At 65.6% G+C, this 19,375-nt stretch carries 17 protein-coding genes; 14 read left to right on the top strand and 3 right to left on the bottom strand.

Annotation, left to right across the window (positions count from 1 at the left end; translation table 11 throughout):
- Positions 1-4: 4 nt before the first annotated feature.
- Genes CRM90_RS05240 through CRM90_RS05230 form a run of 3 tightly spaced genes read left to right on the top strand, consistent with a single transcriptional unit; the run spans position 5 to position 3,726 of the window.
- The gene (locus tag CRM90_RS05240) at positions 5-2,221 is read left to right on the top strand and encodes an acyl-CoA dehydrogenase family protein (protein ID WP_102805941.1); all 2,217 of its coding nucleotides are present in this window, start codon (positions 5-7) and stop codon (positions 2,219-2,221) included.
- A 17-nt stretch (positions 2,222-2,238) separates the two neighbouring features.
- Complete coding sequence (locus CRM90_RS05235) at positions 2,239-3,432, top strand: amidohydrolase family protein (RefSeq protein WP_102805940.1); 1,194 nt, start codon at positions 2,239-2,241, stop codon at positions 3,430-3,432.
- Positions 3,433-3,441: 9 nt separating this feature from the next.
- Positions 3,442-3,726 (top strand): hypothetical protein, encoded by a 285-nt coding sequence (locus tag CRM90_RS05230; RefSeq protein ID WP_102805939.1) that lies wholly within the window; start codon positions 3,442-3,444, stop codon positions 3,724-3,726.
- Between the two features lie 12 nt (positions 3,727-3,738).
- On the opposite strand, the gene CRM90_RS05225 is transcribed toward CRM90_RS05230, so the two are convergent.
- The gene (locus tag CRM90_RS05225) at positions 3,739-4,116 is read right to left on the bottom strand and encodes a hypothetical protein (protein WP_102805938.1); all 378 of its coding nucleotides are present in this window, start codon (positions 4,114-4,116) and stop codon (positions 3,739-3,741) included.
- 323 nt (positions 4,117-4,439) lie between these two features.
- On the opposite strand from CRM90_RS05225, the gene CRM90_RS05220 reads away from it, so the two are divergent.
- The 4 genes from CRM90_RS05220 (at position 4,440) to CRM90_RS05210 (ending at position 6,524) form a co-directional block, all read left to right on the top strand.
- Positions 4,440-4,757 carry an antibiotic biosynthesis monooxygenase family protein gene (locus CRM90_RS05220; protein WP_102805937.1) on the top strand — a complete coding sequence of 106 codons (318 nt, stop codon included), beginning with the start codon at positions 4,440-4,442 and terminating at the stop codon, positions 4,755-4,757.
- A 28-nt stretch (positions 4,758-4,785) separates the two neighbouring features.
- Complete coding sequence (locus CRM90_RS05215) at positions 4,786-5,571, top strand: SDR family NAD(P)-dependent oxidoreductase (protein ID WP_102805936.1); 786 nt, start codon at positions 4,786-4,788, stop codon at positions 5,569-5,571.
- Positions 5,572-5,598: 27 nt separating this feature from the next.
- Positions 5,599-5,733 carry a lipase family protein gene (locus CRM90_RS31295; RefSeq protein WP_286145616.1) on the top strand — a complete coding sequence of 45 codons (135 nt, stop codon included), beginning with the start codon at positions 5,599-5,601 and terminating at the stop codon, positions 5,731-5,733.
- Positions 5,734-5,870: 137 nt separating this feature from the next.
- On the top strand, positions 5,871-6,524 hold the full coding sequence (locus CRM90_RS05210; protein ID WP_102805935.1) for a nitroreductase: 654 nt from the start codon (positions 5,871-5,873) through the stop codon (positions 6,522-6,524).
- Here CRM90_RS05210 and CRM90_RS05205 read toward each other — a convergent pair whose 3' ends face one another.
- Together CRM90_RS05205 and CRM90_RS05200 are read right to left on the bottom strand one after the other, a co-directional pair.
- Complete coding sequence (locus CRM90_RS05205; RefSeq protein WP_102805934.1) at positions 6,525-7,280, bottom strand: DUF1906 domain-containing protein; 756 nt, start codon at positions 7,278-7,280, stop codon at positions 6,525-6,527. It lies immediately after the preceding gene.
- A complete protein-coding gene (locus tag CRM90_RS05200; RefSeq protein ID WP_502693228.1) occupies positions 7,277-7,930 on the bottom strand; it encodes a L,D-transpeptidase family protein in 654 nt (217 codons plus the stop codon). Before CRM90_RS05200 ends, CRM90_RS05205 begins: the two co-directional genes overlap by 4 nt.
- A gap of 97 nt (positions 7,931-8,027) precedes the next feature.
- On the opposite strand from CRM90_RS05200, the gene CRM90_RS05195 reads away from it, so the two are divergent.
- From CRM90_RS05195 to CRM90_RS05165, 7 genes are all read left to right on the top strand, one after another.
- Entirely contained in the window at positions 8,028-8,636 is a 609-nt protein-coding gene (locus tag CRM90_RS05195; RefSeq protein WP_102805933.1) for a TetR-like C-terminal domain-containing protein, read from the top strand.
- Between the two features lie 176 nt (positions 8,637-8,812).
- On the top strand, positions 8,813-11,662 hold the full coding sequence (locus tag CRM90_RS05190; protein WP_102806120.1) for an MMPL/RND family transporter: 2,850 nt from the start codon (positions 8,813-8,815) through the stop codon (positions 11,660-11,662).
- Between the two features lie 139 nt (positions 11,663-11,801).
- Positions 11,802-12,275 carry a hypothetical protein gene (locus tag CRM90_RS05185; protein ID WP_102805932.1) on the top strand — a complete coding sequence of 158 codons (474 nt, stop codon included), beginning with the start codon at positions 11,802-11,804 and terminating at the stop codon, positions 12,273-12,275.
- 160 nt (positions 12,276-12,435) lie between these two features.
- Positions 12,436-14,010, top strand: a complete 1,575-nt coding sequence (locus CRM90_RS05180; RefSeq protein ID WP_102805931.1) for a threonine/serine exporter family protein — start codon at positions 12,436-12,438, stop codon at positions 14,008-14,010.
- Positions 14,011-14,197: 187 nt separating this feature from the next.
- Complete coding sequence (locus CRM90_RS05175) at positions 14,198-15,574, top strand: MFS transporter (protein ID WP_233209168.1); 1,377 nt, start codon at positions 14,198-14,200, stop codon at positions 15,572-15,574.
- A gap of 51 nt (positions 15,575-15,625) precedes the next feature.
- Positions 15,626-16,708 (top strand): molybdopterin-dependent oxidoreductase, encoded by a 1,083-nt coding sequence (locus tag CRM90_RS05170; protein WP_102805929.1) that lies wholly within the window; start codon positions 15,626-15,628, stop codon positions 16,706-16,708.
- Positions 16,709-16,787: 79 nt separating this feature from the next.
- Entirely contained in the window at positions 16,788-19,328 is a 2,541-nt protein-coding gene (locus CRM90_RS05165; RefSeq protein WP_102805928.1) for a DEAD/DEAH box helicase, read from the top strand.
- Positions 19,329-19,375: the final 47 nt, after the last annotated feature.

Here is a 19,375-nt window from a genome sequence, read left to right as displayed (position 1 = left end):
CGCAGTGTTGGCGATCACGATCGAGCAGGAGCAGCTGGCCGAGGCCGTGACTCAGTTCGCGGCCCGGCACGCCCCGATCGACAAGACGCGGGCGGCCCTCGACTCGATCGCCGCCGGTGAACTGCCGACGTGGTGGGAGGAGTTCACCGCCAACGGCTTCCATGCGGTGCACCTTCCCGAAGATGCCGGCGGCCAGGGCGGGACGCTCGCGGATATGGCCTGCGTCATCGAAGCGGCGTCCGCGGCGCTGCTGCCCGGCCCCCTGCTCAGTACGGTGTCCGCCAGCGCCGTGGCGAATCTCGCCGACGACTCCGCGGCGACGTTGGTGGCCGATCTCGCCGGCGGTGCGACGGCCGCGGTGGTGCTGCCCGAGGATTCCGGTGTCCGGGCCATGCCCGACGGCGACGGCTGGCGATTGACCGGATCGATCGGCAGCACGCTGGGACTGATTGCCGCGCAGCGCATCCTGCTGGCGGTGCACGCCGAGGACGGCACCGAGCTGTGGTTCGGCCTACCGATGGGACCGGACATCGCTGTCGAGCAGCAGCGGGGCACCGACCTGAGCACCGACGTCGGTGTGCTCGTCCTCGACAGCTATCCGGTGACCGCGGAACAACGCATATCGGGTATCGAGACCGACCGGGCTCGTTGCGTCGTCGCCGCGCTGACGGCCTGCGCTTCGGCGGGCACGGTGCGCAAGGGCGTCGAGACCGCGGTGAACTACATCCGCACCCGCGAACAGTTCGGCAAGCCCGTCGGGTCGTTCCAGGCGCTGCAGCACAAGGCCGCGATCCTGCTGGTCAACGCGGAACTGGCGTCGGCATCGGCGTGGGATGCGGTGCGCGCGATCGACGAGAGCATCGAGCAGCACCGGCTGGCCGCCGCCTCGGCCGCATTGATGGCGGTCTGCGCAGGCCCCGACCTGATGCTGGACGCGCTGCTCATGTTCGGCGCGATCGGCTACACCTGGGAACACGACACCCACCTGTATTGGCGGCGCGCCACCAGCCTGGCCGCATCGCTGGGACCGTCACCACGTTGGGCCCGCGAAGCGGGTGAACTGTCTCGCACGCTGAAGCGCTCTACCGCAATCAATCTCGGCGACGACGTCGAGTCGGACTTCCGCGCCGCCCTGGCGAAGACGCTCGACCAGGCCATGGAACTGCGGAACGAGACGCCCACCGACGACCGTCGGGCGCCCGGGCTGGCCTACGGTTCGCAACGGGACCTACTCGCCGACGCCGGTTTGGTCGCCCCGCACCTGCCGGCCCCGTGGGGCGTCGGGGCCACCCCGGTACAGCAGGTGATCATCACCGAGGAGTTCGACAAGCGTCCTGATCTGGTTCGGCCCTCGCTCAACATCGCGGAGTGGATCCTGCCGACGATCCTCGACAGCGGAACCGACTCACAGCGCGAACGATTCGCGGGGCCGATGCTGCGCGGCACCGAGCGCTGGTGCCAGCTGTTCAGTGAACCGGGAGCCGGCTCAGACCTCGCGTCGCTGACCACCCGCGCTGCGAAGGTCGACGGCGGCTGGCTGGTCAACGGGCACAAGATCTGGACGTCGTCGGCGCACGTCGCCCAGTTCGGGGCGATGCTGGCACGCACCGACCCGGATGCGTCGAAACACGGTGGCATCAGCTACTTCCTCGTCGACATGTCCTCCCCCGGCATCGAGATCAGCCCGATCAAACAAGCCAGCGGCCACTTCGACTTCAACGAGGTCTTCCTCACCGACGTCTTCATTCCCGACGACATGCTGGTCGGCGAACCCGGCCAGGGCTGGGATCTGGCCGTGGCCACCATGGCCGTCGAACGCACGGCGATCGGCAACTACGTCAACCTCGATCGGTCCGAAGCCCTGCGGAGGGTGGCCGATACAGACGGGCCCGATCACGACACCGTCCTGCAGGCATTGGGCGAAATCGAAGCGCATACCACCGCCATCAAGGCGATGGTCCTGCGTGAGACGTTGCGTCTGGTACAAGGGCAGGGACCCGGACCGACGTCGAGCATCGCCAAGTACGCGATGGTGCTGCTGCTGCGGCGCGCCTCCACCGCCACGTTGAGTCTCACCGGACGCCTTGCCATGCTTGAGGATTCGGATCCCCCGGTGATCAGTCCCTACTTCGACATGCCGTCCGAGCTCATCGGAGGCGGTACGGCAGAGATCCAGCTGACCATCATCGCCTCGATGATTCTGGGCCTGCCGCGGAAATAGTGTGAAAGGACCGAGCCATGACCACTGCGCTGCCGTTCACGTTCTTCGACTGTGACAACCACTATTACGAGGCCGAGGACGCGTTCACCCGCTACATCGACCCGAAGCTGAAAAAGCGCGCCATCCAGTGGGCACAGCTCGACGGTCGGCAGCGGCTGCTGGTCGGCGGCAGGGTCAATCGTTTCATCCCCAACCCGACGTTCGATCCGGTGGGCAAGCCCGGTGCACTCGACGAATACTTCCGCGGCCGTAATCCGCATGGTTCGGATCTGAACTCGCTGTTCGGCGAGCTCGAACCGATCCGGCCCGAGTACCGCAACCGCGACGCGCGGCTGGCGACCATGGACGCCCAGGGCATGCAGGGCTGCATCATGCTGCCCACCCTCGGAGTCGGCATGGAGCAGGCACTGCTCCCCGACTTCGACGCGACAGTAGCCACCTTCCAGGCTTTCAACCGCTGGCTGGACGACGACTGGGGATTCGCCTACCAGGAGCGGATTTTCACCGCGCCGTACATCACCATGTGCCGGCCGGCCGAGGCGGTGCGCGAGCTCGAGTGGGCACTGGACCACGACGCGCGTTTCATCGTCATGATCCCCGGACCGATCACCACCGAAGTCGGCATGCGTCCGCCCGGCGATCCGATGTTCGACGAATTCTGGCAGCTGGCCAATGATTCCGGGATCACGGTGTGCTACCACTCCGGCGAGACTTACTACTCGAAGTTCATGCCGGCATGGGGTGAGTCGGACTACATGATGTCGTTCAACGCGCTGCTGGGCTTCCGGAGCCTGTTCAGCGGTGACGCGATCCAGGACACATTCGCCAACCACCTGCACAACGGGTTGTTCCTGCGGTTTCCGAACCTGCGGATCGCGTGTATCGAAAGCGGATCGACGTGGGTGTTCCATCTCTTCGAGAAGCTCACCAAGTCCTGGGGTCAGATTCCGTTCATCTACAAAGAGGATCCGCGCGAAACGTTCAGACGCCACGTCTGGGTGTCGCCGTTCTACGAGGACGAACTGGCCAGTCTGCTCAAGCTGATGGGTGACGACCACATCCTCATGGGCTCGGACTACCCCCACGTCGAAGGTCTTGCCGAGCCGGCGTCCTACATCAAAGACCTGCAGAACTTCGACTACACGCCCGAACAGTGCCGTAAAGTCATGCGGGACAACGGTATCGAGTTGTCGATCCGCCGACCGGTGTAGCTGCCGTTCGTGAAGGTCGCCAAAGCCGGCCTGGTCGCCATCTTGCTGGAGGCCGGCGAGGAGAATGCCGCCGTTCTGCTGGCTCGCTCGACGTTGCCCGATGAACTCGACACCGACACCGATCTCGACATCCTGCTCACCTTCGGGCTGGAGCGTGATCTCCTCGACGAGGTGGCGCGGTTGACGATCGGCGCGATCGAACCCGACGATGTGAACACCCGCCGCCGACGTGACCTGCTGGACAAGACCATCTCCCGACGGTGGGCTGCCCTCGTCGACCGCTGGATCACCTAGCCCGACGCTCGGCTAGACCTGGTAGGCGATCCAGTCGCCCAGCGGAATCATCGCTGCCGCTGCGATGACACCCATCGGAATACCGAGCAGCGGCGTCCACCGGATCCGGGTTGCGAGATAGGCGGCGACCAGAGCGGTCACTGCGCCGACCGCGAGACACGCCCAGGGAATCGCCACGAGTACGTGCTGGCCGCGGGCCGTCAGCGAACAGATGCGCTCGGTGCTGCCGTCGTGGCAGCCGTCGGTTGCCATGGCGAGCGGGAACAGCGAGAGGAACGCGACGAGCAGTCCCGCGGTCAGCAGCAACGCGAGGATCGCGCCGAACCACACCCAATGCGTATCGAAGCGCCCGTGGCCGGGGCGCTCGCCGGGCGAGTCCGGTTCGCTCATGCCATCACCGTAACGCTGTCGCCGAGAGTGGGGGGTGTCGTCGAGATTTCGAACAATTTCGACGACAACCTGCACGCTCGGCGTTGTGAGCCAACAGAATTGACCACACGCATCGACCGCGAACACTTCAACCGGTAGGGTCGAAGAGTCGAAAAGGACCAGGAGCGGCACCGGTAAGCCCGCTCCCTTCCGCAAGGAAGCTCCGTACCGCCCGTCGGACCCGCGACAAGCAACTGGCGCTGCTGCGCCGGTGGCTTGGCGCCGGCAGCGACAGGGCCGTGGTCAGTCTCCGGTTCACAGCGCCTCCGACACAGGAGGTAGTCATGCCATTGATCCGAACCGACGCCGGAATCGTCACCCAGATCAACACGTTCACGGTGCCCGACGGCGGGCAGCAGGCGCTGATCGAATTGCTCGAGGAGGCAGCGCGATTCGCCAGTACCACCCCCGGCTGGCGCTCGGCCAGCCTGCATCGCAGCCACGACGGCGCCCGAGTGGTGAACTACGCTCAAAGCGACAGTCTCGAGGCGGCGCTGCGGGTGATCGAACGGTTACGTGCAGCAAGATTTTTGGAGCGCAACGCCGAATTCGGCGAGGCCCACCCCGGCCTGTACGACGTGGTCTTCACATTAGAGCGCTGAATTCACACCGGTGAGGCACAGTATCCCCGTGGACACCAACCTCACCGACAAGATCGCCGTCGTCACCGGTGCCAGCAAGGGAATCGGTTTGGCCATCAGCCGGACCCTGACCGCTGCGGGCGCGCACGTCATTGCCGGGGCCCGGCACAACAGCGCCGAGCTGGAAGAGCTGGAAGCTACCGGCTCAGCAACGTTCGTCGCCGCTGACCTCGCCACTGCCGAGGGGGCGAGGGCCGTGATCGACGCGGCCGCGCAACGCGGTGGCCTCGACATCCTGGTGAACAACGCCGGCACTGTCACGCCGCGATTCGACGGCCTGCTGTCCGTCACCGACGACGACTGGCTGGCGGGTTTGGCGGTGAACTTCCTGTCCGCCGTGCGGGCCACCCGGGAAGCCATCCCGCACCTGCTGCGCCGCGGCGGGGGCTCGATCGTGATGATCGGCTCGGTCAACGCGACGCTGCCGGAGTGGAACATCGTCGACTACGGCGCAGCCAAGGCCGCCCTGGCCAACTTCGCGAAAGCGGTCTCGAAAGAGTTCGGGCGCAACGGTATTCGAGTGAACACGGTCAGCCCGGGTCCGGTAGCCACTCCCCTGTGGCTGGCCGAGAAGGGCATCGCCGCGCAGTTCGCCGCGGCCAGCGGGGCCACCCCGGATCAGGTCGTCGACTCCGTGGTCGCCGGCTCGGCGACCGGACGATTCACCACCGCGCAGGAGGTGGCCGACCTCGTCATGTTCCTCGCGGGTGAACACTCCGCGAACATCACCGGCTCCGACATCCGCATTGACGGCGGCTACGTCACCACCCTGTAGGCCCCGAAGCACCCCCGGAAGGACTTTGTGAGCACCAAACTCAACCCCGTGATCTTCATCCACGGCTGGTGGATCCATGCCAGCGCCTGGCAGCCGTGGCTGGACCTGTTCAGCGGCCGCGGCTATGCGGTGTCGGCGCCGGCCTGGCCTGGCGGCTGCTGACCTCGGGAACCGAAGACCAGACGGTGCCGCTCAAGGTCACCAAGGAGGTTGTACGAGCTGTGCGCCCGGGCCGCGGGATGCAAATTCCGATCACCGGCGTTTTCCGCGACAGAACGGGCTGAGGAAAGCAGGAAGCGATGCATGACCTTGAGGACGCGATCCGCGAACGCCGGTCCATCCGGCTGTTCCTTCGCGACAAGCCCGTGCCCCAGGAGTTGGTCACCGAATCACTGCAACTCGCCATCCGCGCACCGTCCAACTCCAACATCCAGCCATGGCATGTGGTCTTCGCCTCCGGGCCGGCTCGAGACCGGCTGGCCGAAGCGCTACTGGAGCAGGCCGATATCGAGGCCCCCAACGTTCCGCAACTTCCCGAGTCGTTCGCCCACCTCCGCCGCGAGCTGGGCGCACTGGTCTACGGCACGATGGGCGTGGCCCGCGACGACGCCGAAGCCAGACGCGTTGCGGTGCTCCGCAACTGGGAGTTCTTCCGCGCTCCGCTCACAGGCATCGTCTGTATGCACCGCAACCTGGACTACGTCGACGCGGTAGGGGTGGGCATGTTCCTGCAGACCTTCCTGCTGGCGCTCACCGCGCGTGGGCTCGGCAGCTGCGTACAGGTCTCGGTGGCCGGCTATCCCGAGGTACTGCGTGAGCATCTGGGCATCGGCGAGGAGATGCGCATCCTGTGCGGTGTTTCGATCGGCTACCCCGATCCGGAATTCGCGTGCAATCAACTGACGGTGCCGCGCAACCCGCTGGAGGCCAACGTCACCTTCGTCGAAAGCTGATCAGCGGGCCAGGTCCCACTGGCCGAAGTCGGGCGCCAGGACGTCGTCGACATCGACGTGGACGCCGTCGATGAGCGCACCCGGGTCCGACGCCGTGACGACCTCGCGCTGGAAGAGCACGGCGGCGGGTTCGCGCACACCGCCCGACCACGCTTTGGTCTGCCAGGCCCAGCGATAGCCAGGCGTCGTGGAATATCCGACGACGCCGTCGCCGATCGCCCATTCGAGTTGGCGCGCACCGCCGTAGATTCCGGTGCGCTCGACGCCGATCACCGAGTTGATACCGCGAAACCATTGGATCGCAGTGCTTTTCCAGGTGTCGGAGCTGATGTCCTCGTCGACGCTGAAGAAGATCGGCGCTGAATTCGGGCCACCGGCCGCACCGTGGATCCGCAGTGCGGTCTGCGCGTCGGCCACGCCTCCGTCGAACCCGCGGGTGAAGTCCGACGGTGTGGGCCAGCCGGGCTTACCGAACTGGTAACAGCTCACCACGTGCAGTCCGGCCGCGATGAGTCCGTCGGTGTAGTCGCGGGTGACGGGCTTGAAATCGAAGGTGGCGCCCGGCCTCAGCTCGGAGACGTACACCAGTGCCCCGCCGTAGCCGGCGGCTTTGATCTGCTCCGGGCTCACCAGGCGGTCGGCGAAATCGATGAGCTGCAACCCGTCCGCGGCCGCCCGGGGTGCTGCGAGCACCGCGGCACCGGCCAGCGCCGTGAGCGCGTACCGAAAGACATCGCGGCGGTTCGGCTGGGTCACGACCGCGCCGTGATGAGCGAGGGGTCACCCACCCCGATGGTGATCTGCGGATTGGCGGCGGGGTCAAGCCAATTCAGTATTGACCGCATCTCGTCGCGGCCGATGGCGACGCATCCCCAGGTGGGATCACCGTCGGACACGTGCAGGAAGATTCCGGCCAGCTTGCCGGGGATGCGGTTCGGGTTGGACGTGATGTTGACCGCGTAGTCGTAGACCGGGCCGGAGTCGTAGAGGTTCTCCGCGATCGCCGAGGGCTGGCCGTCGCTGCGGACATGGGTGTTGTACCCCGGCGACTTGGGGTCCTCGTCCCACCAGTCCTGGTCGGTGGCCTGGAAGTACGGCATCTTGGTGCCGGGGTTGGGCTGGCGTCCGAAGGCCTGGTCGAAGCCGAAGGTCCCTTCCGGAGTGCGGTAGACACCGTCGGCCGGCACGCCGACGCCGAGTTCGCCGACCTTGGCCGGGGTGGGGCCCAGGACGACCTTCCAGTCTTGTCCCACTCGCTGGAAGGCGGTCAACGTTCCGGTGGTGGCACTGGCGGTGGGCACGCCGACGACGATCCACTGTGAGGAGTCCGGCGCTGCGCTCGCCGCCGGTGCCAACAGCAAGCTCACCAGCATTGCCAGGCCGATCCGCACCACGACGCTCGCCACGGCGTTCATGGTAACCGCAGGGTGCGGGCGATCGGCGGCAGCGAAATGGCCTTTCGCCAGGGTTGGACAGTACTGGACCGTACTGCCTGGGCGCTCTATGGTTGGCGCTGTGACCGGGATTGCCGACTACGAGGCGCAATCGTCGCCGTGGTCGGCGCGCGAGGCGGAACTGCTCGCGGCCACTCTGCAGCTGTTGCAACAACACGGGTACGAACGGTTGACCGTCGACGCGGTCGCCGCGACCGCCAAAGCGAGCAAGGCCACGGTCTATCGGCGCTGGCCCTCAAAGGGCGAACTCGTGCTGGCCGCCTTCATCGAAGGTGTCCGGTGCGCGGCGGTCCGCCCCGACACCGGCTCGCTGCGGGAAGACCTGCTGCGTCTCGGCGAAGCCATCACCGAGCACGCCGCGGAGCATTCCGCCACCATCCGTGCGGTGATGGTGGAGGTGTCCCGCGATCCGGCCCTGCGCGAGGCGATGCAGCATCAGTTCCTGGACCAGCGAAAGGCGTTGATCGAGTCGGTGCTGCAGCACGCTGTCGACCGCGGCGAGATCAAGGCGGAGGCGATCACCGAAGAACTCTGGGATCTGATGCCCGGGTACCTGATCTTCCGGTCGATCGTCCCCAACCGACCTCCTGATCGGCGGACGGTACGGGCGATCGTCGACAACGTCATGATCCCCAGTCTCACCCGTCCTATCAGCTGAAACGAAGTGTTGCCTGAGGTGATCCAGTACCGTACCGTACCGCCTAGGGTTATCCGCCCCTGCTGACCGGGAAGGATCTCTCCCCGCCAAGTGATCGTGTTCGCCGGTTATCGAAAGGCTAACGGGTGCAGAGGGTTTCGACGGAGGATCCAGACCAGCAGGCCGCGGACCGCTCGCTGACCCACCGGTTCGCGCGGCTGACCCGCGTGCTGTGCATCCCGATTCTGCTGTTCTGGCTGGTAGTCGCTGCCCTCAGCAATGCGTTGGTACCCCAGTTGGAGGTCGTCGGCCAAGCTCAGAACGTGGCGTTGAGTTCCCCCGATTCGCCGTCGCTGAAGGCATTCAAACGGATCGGCAGCGTCTTCGGTGAATTCAGTTCCGACAGCGTTGCGATGATCGTGCTCGAGGGTGACCAGCCGCTGGGCGCCGACGCGCACCGGTACTACGACGAGTTGCTCAAGCGGGTGGCCGCGGACCATAAACACGTCCAGCACATTCAGGATTTCTGGGGCGATCCGCTGACGGCTGCCGGCGCGCAGAGTCCCGATGGCAAAGCCGCATATGTGCAGGTCTACCTCTCCGGAAACCAGGGCGAAGCACTCTCGCTCGAATCCGTTGACGCGGTTCGCGATATCGTCGATCACACTCCCGCGCCACCCGGCGTCAAGGCCTATGTGACCGGCGCGGCGCCGCAGGTTGCCGACCAGTTCGAGACCGGCGACAAAGGCACCGTAAAAGTCACTCTGCTGACCATCGGCGTGATCGCGGTCATGCTGCTGCTGGTGTACCGCTCGGTGGTCACCATGCTCTTGATGCTCATCACGGTGCTCATCGAAATGTCGGCCGCGCGCGGTGTGGTGTCATTCCTGGCCAACACCGGACTCATCGGGCTGTCCACTTACGCGACCAATCTTTTGACGCTGCTGGTCATTGCAGCCGGCACCGATTACGCAATCTTTCTCGTCGGCCGCTATCACGAAGAGCGGTCCGCCGGCGTGGGCCGGGAGACGGCGTTCTTCGACACCTATCGCGGTACCTCCCACGTCATTCTCGGCTCGGGTCTGACGATCGTCGGGGCCGTTTACTGCTTGGACTTCACCCGCAATCCCTACTTTCGAACCTTGGGTATCCCGTCGGCGATCGGCGTCTTCGTCACGCTCATCGCGGCGCTCACGCTGGCCCCCGCGATCCTGGTGATCGGCAGTCACTTCGGGCTGATGGATCCCAAGCGGCGCGCCAAGACCCGTGGTTGGCGGCGTATCGGTACCGCTATCGTGCGCTGGCCCGGGCCGATCCTCGTCGTCTCGCTGGGGATCGCTCTGATCGGCCTCCTGGCACTGCCCGGGTACAAGACCAGTTACGACGTCGGCGCCTACATGCCTGCCGACGCCCCCTCGAACGTCGGCTACACCGCGGCGGAACGGCACTTCTCAAAGGCGCGTCTCAATCCGGAACTTGTGATGATCGAAGCCGATCATGATCTGCGAAACCCCACCGACATGATCCTGCTGGAACGCGTCGCCAAGGCCGTCTTCCACACGCCCGGCATCGCGCTGGTCCAATCCATCACGCGACCGCTGGGCACACCGCTGGATCACAGTTCGGTGCCGTTTCAGATCAGTGCTCAGAGCAGCGCGCAGATCAACAACCTGCCCTTCCAACAGGCTCGGGCGGCGGACCTGCTCAAGCAGGTCGGTGAGATCGACAAGACGATCAACATTCTGCGCGAGCAGTACTCCCTGCAGCAGCAGAGCTCTGAAGCCACCCATGAACAGGTCGAAGCGTTCCACAAGACCGTGGAGGTGGCCCAGGATCTGCGCAACAAGATCGCCAACTTCGACGACTTCTTTCGGCCACTACGCAACTATTTCTACTGGGAACCGCACTGTTTCGACATTCCGATCTGCGCCGCGCTGCGCTCGGTGTTCGACGCCCTCGATGGCATCGATGCGCTGACCGATCAATTGGCCAATGTCACAGCCAGCTTGGACAAGTTGGATGCGCTCCAGCCGAAGCTGCTGGCCCTGATCCCGCAACAGATCGAGAGTCAGCAGGCCAACCGCGATCTTTCGATGACGAACTACGCCACCCAGTCGGGCATCTACGACCAGACGGCGGCGGCGCTGCAGAACGCAACCGCCCTGGGGGCGGCGTTCGACGCCTCCAAGACCGACGACTCGTTCTATCTGCCCCCAGAAGTGTTCAGCAACAGCGAGTTCCAACGCGGCCTCAAGCAGTTCCTGTCGCCAGATGGCAAGGCTGCCAGGATGATCGTCACCCACGACGTGGATCCCGCTACGCCCGAAGGGCTTGCACATATCGACGCGATCAGGCACTCCGTTCAGGAGGCCGTCAAGGGAACGCCGCTCGCCGGGTCGAATATCTACATCGGCGGTACGGCGGCAACCTACAAAGACATCGCCGATATGGCCAAGTATGACTTGATGATCGCCGGCATCGCGGCGCTTAGCCTCATCCTGCTGATCATGATGTTCGTGACCAGGAGCATCGTGGCGGCGTTGGTGATCGTCGGCACGGTGGCCCTGTCACTTGGTGCCTCGTTCGGTCTGTCGGTGCTGGTATGGCAGGACCTACTGGGCAAGCCGCTGTATTGGGTGGTGCTCGCGTTGGCGGTGATCCTGCTGCTGGCGGTGGGCTCGGACTACAACCTGTTGTTGATCTCGCGGTTCAAAGAAGAGATCGGCGCCGGGTTGAACACCGGCATCATCCGCGCCATGGCCAGCACCGGCGGCGTCGTCACCGCCGCCGGGCTGGTGTTCGCGTTCACCATGGGCTCGTTCGTCTTCAGCGATCTCCTCGTGCTCGGCCAGATCGGCACCACCATCGGGCTCGGGCTGTTGTTCGACACCCTGATCGTGCGGTCGTTCATGACGCCTTCGATCGCCGCGCTGCTCGGCAGATGGTTCTGGTGGCCGCTGCGCGTGCGCCCGCGGCCCGCCAGCACCATGTTGCGCCCCTACGGATCCCGGCCTGCGGTCCGACAACTGTTGCTGTGGGACGACTGACAGCACTGTCAGCTAAGACACATTGTTTCCACATTGAGATCCAGGTTTGTCTCATTTGCAACAGGGGTAACTTCAGTAACAGCGCCGTGGTATAGGCGCCGACCTGACCAGCTAAGAAAGAATCGAATGGATCATCGTGATGAACACAATCTTGTACTTCAGCTCCAACGGCCCCGTTTATGAGACACGCGCCTACTCCAAGGCCGATATCGACCGCTTGTTCAAGGGCCGCCAGCTTCACTGCCTGACCAGTCCCGACCGCCAATTCGACTTCTGGTTCAGCCCCTCGTCGCCAGGCTGCCAGAGCCGGATCAATCAGCAAGCCACCGAAGTTCTTCTGGCGACGACCAATTTCACCGCCAAATCGGTGCCGCTTCTGCCCGGCTGTGTCGTCGTCGCCACCCACGATGCGGACGGTGACCTCGACGGGCTGAGCTGGCAGCAGCTCGATCTCCTGGTTCGCAAGAACCGTTCTCTGACCACTCGCGAACTGCGGTTGCTGGACAAGAGGATTCAGCGTCAGAGCCGGCGCCAGGGCCGGCCCGCACGCCCCGCTGCGGTCACTCCGATGCCCGTTCCCGCCACGCCGCGGCGCACCCCGGTCATCCACTGAGCACCCACCCGGGGCTCCTTCCAGAACATCGGTCCGGGCCTGACGATCGGGCTCGGCGCAACAGTCCAGCATGAATCGAATGCCTTGCTGTACTTATCGTTTCGGGACCTCGACCGACTGATCCCGCAGCGTTGACCAGTACCTCGGTATCGTGGAGAAAATGGCGTCCGAACGGTCGGCCTCGGCACGTCGCCGTGGGCTGAATATCACCCTCCGGGGTCGACGGGACCCCGCCTCCGGAGCGGGCCAGCGCACTCGCGACTCGAACGGCCTGGGCGACCGGCACACCCGGCGGGTCCTCGACCTCACCATCCGGCTTGGCGAGGTGATGTTGTCGGCCGGCTCGGGCACGGCTGACGTCGTCGCCACCGCGCAGGACGTGGCACAGGCCTATCAACTCAACGACTGCGTGGTCGACGTCTTCGTCACGACGATATTCGTCTCGGCGCTGCCTACCGCGGACAGTCCACCGGTCACGATCGTGCGATCGGTACAGACGCGGTCAACGGACTACACGCGCTTGGCCGAGCTCGACTGGCTCGTGCGGCGGATCACCTCCGGCGGTGTCTCCGTCGACGAAGCCCACGAGGCCATGGACGAGCTGGCCGCACAACCCCACCCCTACCCTCGCTGGGTCGCGACCGCAGGCTGGGCCGGCTTCGCCGTGGGTATCGCCATGCTGATGGGGGGCACTTGGCTGACGTGCCTTCTGGCTGCGGTGTCGTCGGCGTTGATCGACCGAGTCGGCCGGTTGCTGAATCGCGCCGGTACGCCCTTCTTCTTCCAGCAAGCCGCAGGCGCCTCGATTGCCACCCTGATCGCGGTGCTGGCGTACCTCTTCGCCGGACAAGGACCCACCGCCTTGGTGGCCACCGGGATCGTCATGTTGCTGTCGGGAATGACGTTGGTGGGCTCGGTCCAGGATGCCTTGACCGGTTACATGCTGACGGCGGTCGCCCGGCTCGGTGACGTTCTCTTCCTCACCGCCGGCATCGTGGTGGGCATCCTGGGCGGGCTGCAGATTGCGGCACTCGCCGGCATCCAGATCCAGCTTCGCGTCGACGCCACCGAATCATTCGTCATCCCGAACCGGCCGTTGCCGATACTGCTGGCGGTCTCCGGCGCTGCGTTGGCCGGCGCATGCCTGGCCCTGGCCAGCTACGCCCGCCCCCGGGCGATGCTGACCGCCGGCGCAGTGGCCGGTCTCGCCGAATCGGTGTTGATCGGTCTCGGCAACGCCGAATTCGGCCAAGTGGCCGCCACCGGCATCGCGGCGGTCGGCGTCGGGCTGTTGGCTACGTTCCTCTCGATTCGGCAGCAAGCCCCCTCGTTGGTGACCGCAACCGCAGGCATCACCCCGATGTTGCCGGGCTTGGCGGTCTTTCGGGCGGTGTTCTTCCTGGCTGTCGACGGGGATTACGTCGGCGGGGTCGCCCAGGCCCTGGCTGCGGCAGCCACTGCACTGGCCATCGGGGCCGGCGTCGTCATGGGCGAGTTGCTCGGGTCCCCCCTGCGCTACCGCGCAGGACGCGTGGGCGACTTTTTCCGAGTCGAGGGACCGCCGGGCCTGCGACGGGCCGTCGGACGAGTCGTTCGACTGCAGCCGGTCGCCGGGCGTCCAGTCAAGCGCGCTCCCCACCAGCGCTCCTGGAGCGTGCCCCTGGAACCCACTCCGGCCGACGACACCGCACCCGCACAGTCCCGCCCATCCGACGATGAGCCGGTCGACCCGTAGAGCAGGGCGTTCGCGGCAACTGTGGCTCGCCCCGGCCCGTCAAGCAATAGTTGCCGCCAGGCAACAATAGATGCTCAGCAAACGTCGATCAGAGTTTCTTGTTTGCTGCGGGTTTCGGCTTCTGCGTAACTGGGAACGCGCTGTGAGCGGCGCGGTCCGCGCCAGCAACTACTCAGGAGGAGGCCCCGTGGACACCGGAGACCATCGACCACCGGTCGTCGACAAGGAGCCCCCGCCGGGCGTGCTGAAGAAAGCCATCGCCGCGTCCGCGATCGGCAACGCGACGGAATGGTTCGACTACGGCATCTACGCCTACGGCGTCAGCTACATCTCGGCTGCGATTTTCCCCGGCGACACCCAGCAGGCGACGCTGCTCGCACTGATGACATTCGCGGTGTCATTTCTGGTCAGACCGCTCGGCGGCTTCGTGTGGGGACCGCTGGGCGATCGCCTGGGGCGAAAGAGTGTGCTGGCCATCACAATCGTCCTGATGGCCGGCGCGACTTTCCTGGTCGGCCTGGTCCCGACCTATGCCACCATCGGCATCTGGGCCCCGATCCTGCTGGTGGTGCTTCGGATGATCCAGGGATTCTCGACGGGCGGCGAATACGGCGGCGCGGCCACGTTCATGGCGGAGTACGCCCCGAGCCGCCGCCGCGGTGTGCTCGGCAGTTTCCTCGAATTCGGCACCTTGGTCGGGTTCTCCATCGGGGCGCTGCTGATGCTGGGCTGCTCGCTGGTGCTCGGCGACGACCAGATGCAGGCGTGGGGATGGCGTCTTCCCTTCCTCGTCGCCGCGCCGCTCGGACTGATCGGGGTCTACCTGCGGTCCCGTCTGGAGGACACACCGGTGTTCCGGGAGCTCGAAGCGAAGGGCGAGTCCGAGGACCAGACCCGCACTCAATTCCGCGATCTTCTGACCGGCTACTGGCGCCCGATCCTGCAGCTCGGCGGTATGGTCGTCGCGCTGAACGTCGTGAACTACACGCTGCTGACCTACATGCCGACCTATCTGGAGAGCGAGATCGGGCTTTCGACAGATCAGTCGCTGATGGTCCCCATCATCGGAATGTTGTCGATGATGATTTTCGTTCCGTTCGCCGGGCTCCTGTCGGATCGGTTGGGCCGCAAACCCATGTGGTGGTTTTCCCTGATCGGGCTGTTCGTCGCCGGCGTGCCGATGTTTCTGTTGATCGGGACTGGTCTGGCCGGAGCGGTCGTCGGATTCGCGGTGCTGGGGCTGCTCTACGTGCCACAGCTGGCCACCATCTCGGCGACTTTCCCGGCAATGTTCCCCACCCAGGTGCGATACGCCGGTTTCGCGATCGCCTACAACGTGTCCACGTCCCTGTTCGGCGGCACAGCGCCGGCCATCAACGACTGGCTGACCACCAGGACGGGCGATTCCCTGGTACCCGCGTACTACATGATGGGCGCCTGTCTGATCGGCGCGCTTGCACTGATCAGAGTCCCTGAGACCACCCGCTGTCCGCTCAACGGCACCGCTGTGCCGGGGACTGAAGACGCGCCTCCTCCGGTGGCCTATGAGAAGGTGAGCGCCTGACGCAGGTGTTTCACCGGCAACAGCCGGTCTCGCAGGCGGCATAATACGGCGATGCCGGACACTTCCCGACGCGGGCTCGTCAAGCCAACTCCTGCGGAATTGATGGAGGACACCGGCTCGGGGCTGGATTACGGAACTCGCCCCGATCGATTGATCGGCGACATCGTGAGCACCGATCGCTTCTTCGTACGGAGTCACGCCGAGACACCCGTCATCGACGCCGAGGGCTGGGCGTTGCAGATTCAGGGCGACGGTGTGCGGCAACCGGTTTCGCTCAGTTACGACGATCTGCGCACAGGTTTCGCCCTGACCTCCATCGTGCGCACCATCGAGTGTGCGGGCAACCGGCGGGTGCAGTTCGGGCGCGAGGTCGGCCACACCTTCGACGGCACACAGTGGGGGCGCACCGCGATCGGCACGGCCGAATGGACCGGCGTTCGATTGCGAGATGTGCTGGAGGTGGCCGGTATCGCGACCGATGCTTGCGAAGTAGTACCCGAGTCACTCGACGCGATCCGAGCCAGGCGTCCGCTGCCGTTGGCCAAAGCGCTCGCCGACGACACCATCGTGGCGTGGGCGATGAACGGCGAGGAGTTGCCGCCTGACCACGGCTTCCCGGCACGCCTGGTCGTATCGGGGTGGCTCGGAGCCGCCAGCATCAAATGGCTCGGCCGGCTCGAAGTCGCCACACACCACGTCGAAGTTCCCTGGAACACAATCGATTACGTGATGATCGGGCCGGGCTACCCCGCCGAGGGCGACCAGGCCCGCGGGCCAGCCATCACCGAACCAGCGCTGTCCAGTCTGGTCGAACTGCCGTGGCCGGCACACCTGTGCCCCGGCCCGCAGATCATCCGGGGCCGGGCGTTCGCCGGCGAAGCCCGGGTCACGGCCGTCGACTACCAGATCGACGATCACCCCTGGCAGAGCGCCACCATCACCTCACACGGCGAGCCCGGCGTCTGGACCCGCTGGCAGTTCCGCTGGGACGCCGGACCTGGCGAGCATGTCCTGCGAGTGCGCGCCTCCGACGACCGGGGCCGTGTCCAACCAGATTCCACCCCCTGGAACGAGCTGGGCTACATGCACGAATCAGTTCTCGCCCATCCGATTTCAGTTGCCGACACTCCCTGACCACATCCCACCGCGGAACGATCGTCGGCCTGCATCAGACCTGGTCGGCGCAACCTGACTAGGCTGTGCCAGTATCCCGATGACTGCTTTAGCCCCCCTCCTCGACGACCCCGGCGATCTGTCCACCGTTCGCGCGCTGGGCTCTGACCCCGACCGGTTGTTCACCACCTTCGCCGGCTGGGCGCAGGCCAACGGCACCCCGCTGTACCCGGCGCAGGAGGAGGCGCTGATCGAACTGGTCAGCGGCGCCAACGTCGTTCTGGCGACACCGACGGGATCCGGTAAGTCCCTGGTCGCGACCGGAGCGTTGTACGCGGCCCTGGCCGCTGAGCGGCGAAGCTATTACACGGCGCCGATCAAAGCGCTGGTCAGCGAGAAGTTCTTCGCGCTGTGCGCGACGTTCGGTGCCGCGAACGTGGGCATGCTCACCGGCGACGCCGCGGTCAATGCGAGCGCGCCGATCATCGCCTGCACTGCGGAGATACTGGCCAACGTCGCGCTTCGCGAAGGGGCGGACGCCGACATCGGCGTGGTCGTGATGGACGAGTTCCATTTCTACGGCGACCCCGACCGCGGCTGGGCCTGGCAGGTACCGCTCCTGGAGTTGCCGCATGCCCAGTTCCTGTTGATGTCGGCCACGCTCGGCGACGTCAGCTTCCTGCGCGAGGACCTCACCCGGCGCACCGGTAGGGCGACCGCTCTGGTGGCCGGTGCGCAGCGTCCCGTGCCGCTGTTCTATTCGTATGCGACCACGCCCATGCACGAAACGATCACCGAACTGCTGCAGACCAAACAGGCGCCGATCTACATCGTTCATTTCACCCAGGCGTCCGCGTTGGAACGCGCCCAGGCGCTGATGAGTGTCAATGTCAGCACCAAGGATGAGAAGGCCGCGATCGCCGAGCACATCGGCAGCTTCCGGTTCTCGACCGCGTTCGGTTCGACGCTGTCCCGGCTGGTCCGCCACGGTATCGGCGTACACCATGCCGGGATGCTGCCGAAGTACCGGCGGCTGGTGGAACAGCTTGCGCAAGCAGGCCTACTCAAAGTCATCTGTGGCACAGACACTTTGGGTGTCGGCATCAACGTGCCGATCCGGACGGTCGTCTTCTCGGCGCTATCGAAGTACGACGGGACACGCACCAGGTTGCTCAATGCCCGCGAGTTCCATCAGATCGCCGGCCGCGCCGGGCGGGCCGGCTACGACACCGCCGGCACCGTCGTCGTGCAGGCTCCCGACCACGAAGTCGAGAACCTCAAACAGTTCGCCAAAGTCGCCGATGATCCGAAGAAGCGCCGAAAACTGGTGCGCCGCAAGGTACCCGAAGGGATGGTGCCGTGGAGCGAAGCCACGATGACGCGGCTGGTCGATGCTACCCCGGAACCGCTGACCAGCAACATGCGGGTATCCACGGCGATGATCCTCGATGTGGTGGACCGCCCCGGTGATCCGTTCGTCGCGATGCGGCGACTCCTCACCGACAATCACGAGCCCCGCAAGCGCCAGCTGCAGCACATCCGGGAAGCCGTCGGTATCGCCCGCTCGCTGCTGCAGGCCGGGGTACTCGAGCGGCTCGACGAACCCCAGGCTGACGGGCGCCGCTACCGGCTGACCGTTGACCTGCCGCCCGACTTCGCCCTCAACCAGCCGCTGTCGACGTTCGCGCTGGCCGCGGTCGGTGTCCTCGATCCCGACTCGGAAACCTTTGCGCTGGACGTCGTGTCGGTGGTGGAAGCGACGCTGGAAGATCCGCGTCAGATCTTGGCGGCGCAGTTGAACAAAGCCAGGGGTGAAGCCGTCGCCGCGATGAAAGCCGACGGCATCGAGTACGACGAGCGCATCGAGTTGCTCGACGACGTCAGCTATCCCAAGCCGCTCGAGGAACTCCTCGGACATACCTTCGAGGTGTACCTGCACACCAACCCGTGGGCAGCCGACTCCCGGCTGTCGCCGAAATCCGTTGTCCGGGAGATGTGGGAACGGGCATTCACCTTCCGTGAGTTCGTCAGCGTCTACGGCCTGACCCGGTCCGAGGGGGCGGTGCTGCGATATCTGTCCGACGCGTTCAAGGCGCTGCGCTCCTCGGTGCCGACGGCGGCCCGGACCGAGGAATTCACCGACATCGTCGAGTGGCTCGGCGAACTGGTGCGCCAGGTCGACTCCAGTCTCTTGGACGAATGGGAGGAGCTCACCAGCCCCGACCAACCGCACGACGTCCCGGTGGCGGTACCGATGCGTCCGCGGCCGGTGACCGGCAATGTGCGGGCCTTCACCGCCATGGTCCGCAACGCGCTGTTCCGGCGGGTGATGCTCTTCGCCCGGCGACGTTGGCATGAGCTGGGTGAACTGGACGCGGGGTCGGGATGGTCCGCGCAGCGCTGGCTCGAGGTCGGGGACGACTACTTCGAGGAGCACAGCGAAGTGGGCACCGGCGCCGACGCCCGAGGGCCTGCCCTGCTGATCATCGACCGTGGGCCCGATGTGTGGCGGGTGCGGCAGATCCTCGATGACCCGGCCGGCGACCACGACTGGGGCATCGAGGTGGAGGTGGACGTGGAGGCCTCGGACGAGGCGGGTGCGCCGGCGTTGCGGGTGGTTGACGTCGGTCGTCTGGACTGAGCTCCCCGTCGGCACGCCTGTTCAGGCCCGACGATTAGAGGTTTTGC

It is taken from the genome of Mycobacterium sp. ENV421 (assembly GCF_002887815.1).
GTDB lineage: Bacteria > Actinomycetota > Actinomycetes > Mycobacteriales > Mycobacteriaceae > Mycobacterium.
Note: the sequence above shows the minus strand (reverse complement) of the source record. Positions and strands in the feature narration are given on the sequence as shown.

Excerpts from the sequence above, each read along its gene's own strand:
- CRM90_RS05235 (WP_102805940.1), top strand. The coding sequence starts at position 2,239 with ATGACCACTGCGCTGCCGTTCACGTTCTTCGACTGTGACAACCACTAT.
- CRM90_RS05180 (WP_102805931.1), top strand. The coding sequence starts at position 12,436 with ATGGCGTCCGAACGGTCGGCCTCGGCACGTCGCCGTGGGCTGAATATC.
- CRM90_RS05195 (WP_102805933.1), top strand. The coding sequence starts at position 8,028 with ATGGTTGGCGCTGTGACCGGGATTGCCGACTACGAGGCGCAATCGTCG.
- CRM90_RS05225 (WP_102805938.1), bottom strand. The coding sequence starts at position 4,116 with ATGAGCGAACCGGACTCGCCCGGCGAGCGCCCCGGCCACGGGCGCTTC.
- CRM90_RS05185 (WP_102805932.1), top strand. The coding sequence starts at position 11,802 with ATGAACACAATCTTGTACTTCAGCTCCAACGGCCCCGTTTATGAGACA.
- CRM90_RS05170 (WP_102805929.1), top strand. The coding sequence starts at position 15,626 with ATGCCGGACACTTCCCGACGCGGGCTCGTCAAGCCAACTCCTGCGGAA.
- CRM90_RS05210 (WP_102805935.1), top strand. The coding sequence starts at position 5,871 with ATGCATGACCTTGAGGACGCGATCCGCGAACGCCGGTCCATCCGGCTG.
- CRM90_RS05220 (WP_102805937.1), top strand. The coding sequence starts at position 4,440 with ATGCCATTGATCCGAACCGACGCCGGAATCGTCACCCAGATCAACACG.
- CRM90_RS05165 (WP_102805928.1), top strand. The coding sequence starts at position 16,788 with ATGACTGCTTTAGCCCCCCTCCTCGACGACCCCGGCGATCTGTCCACC.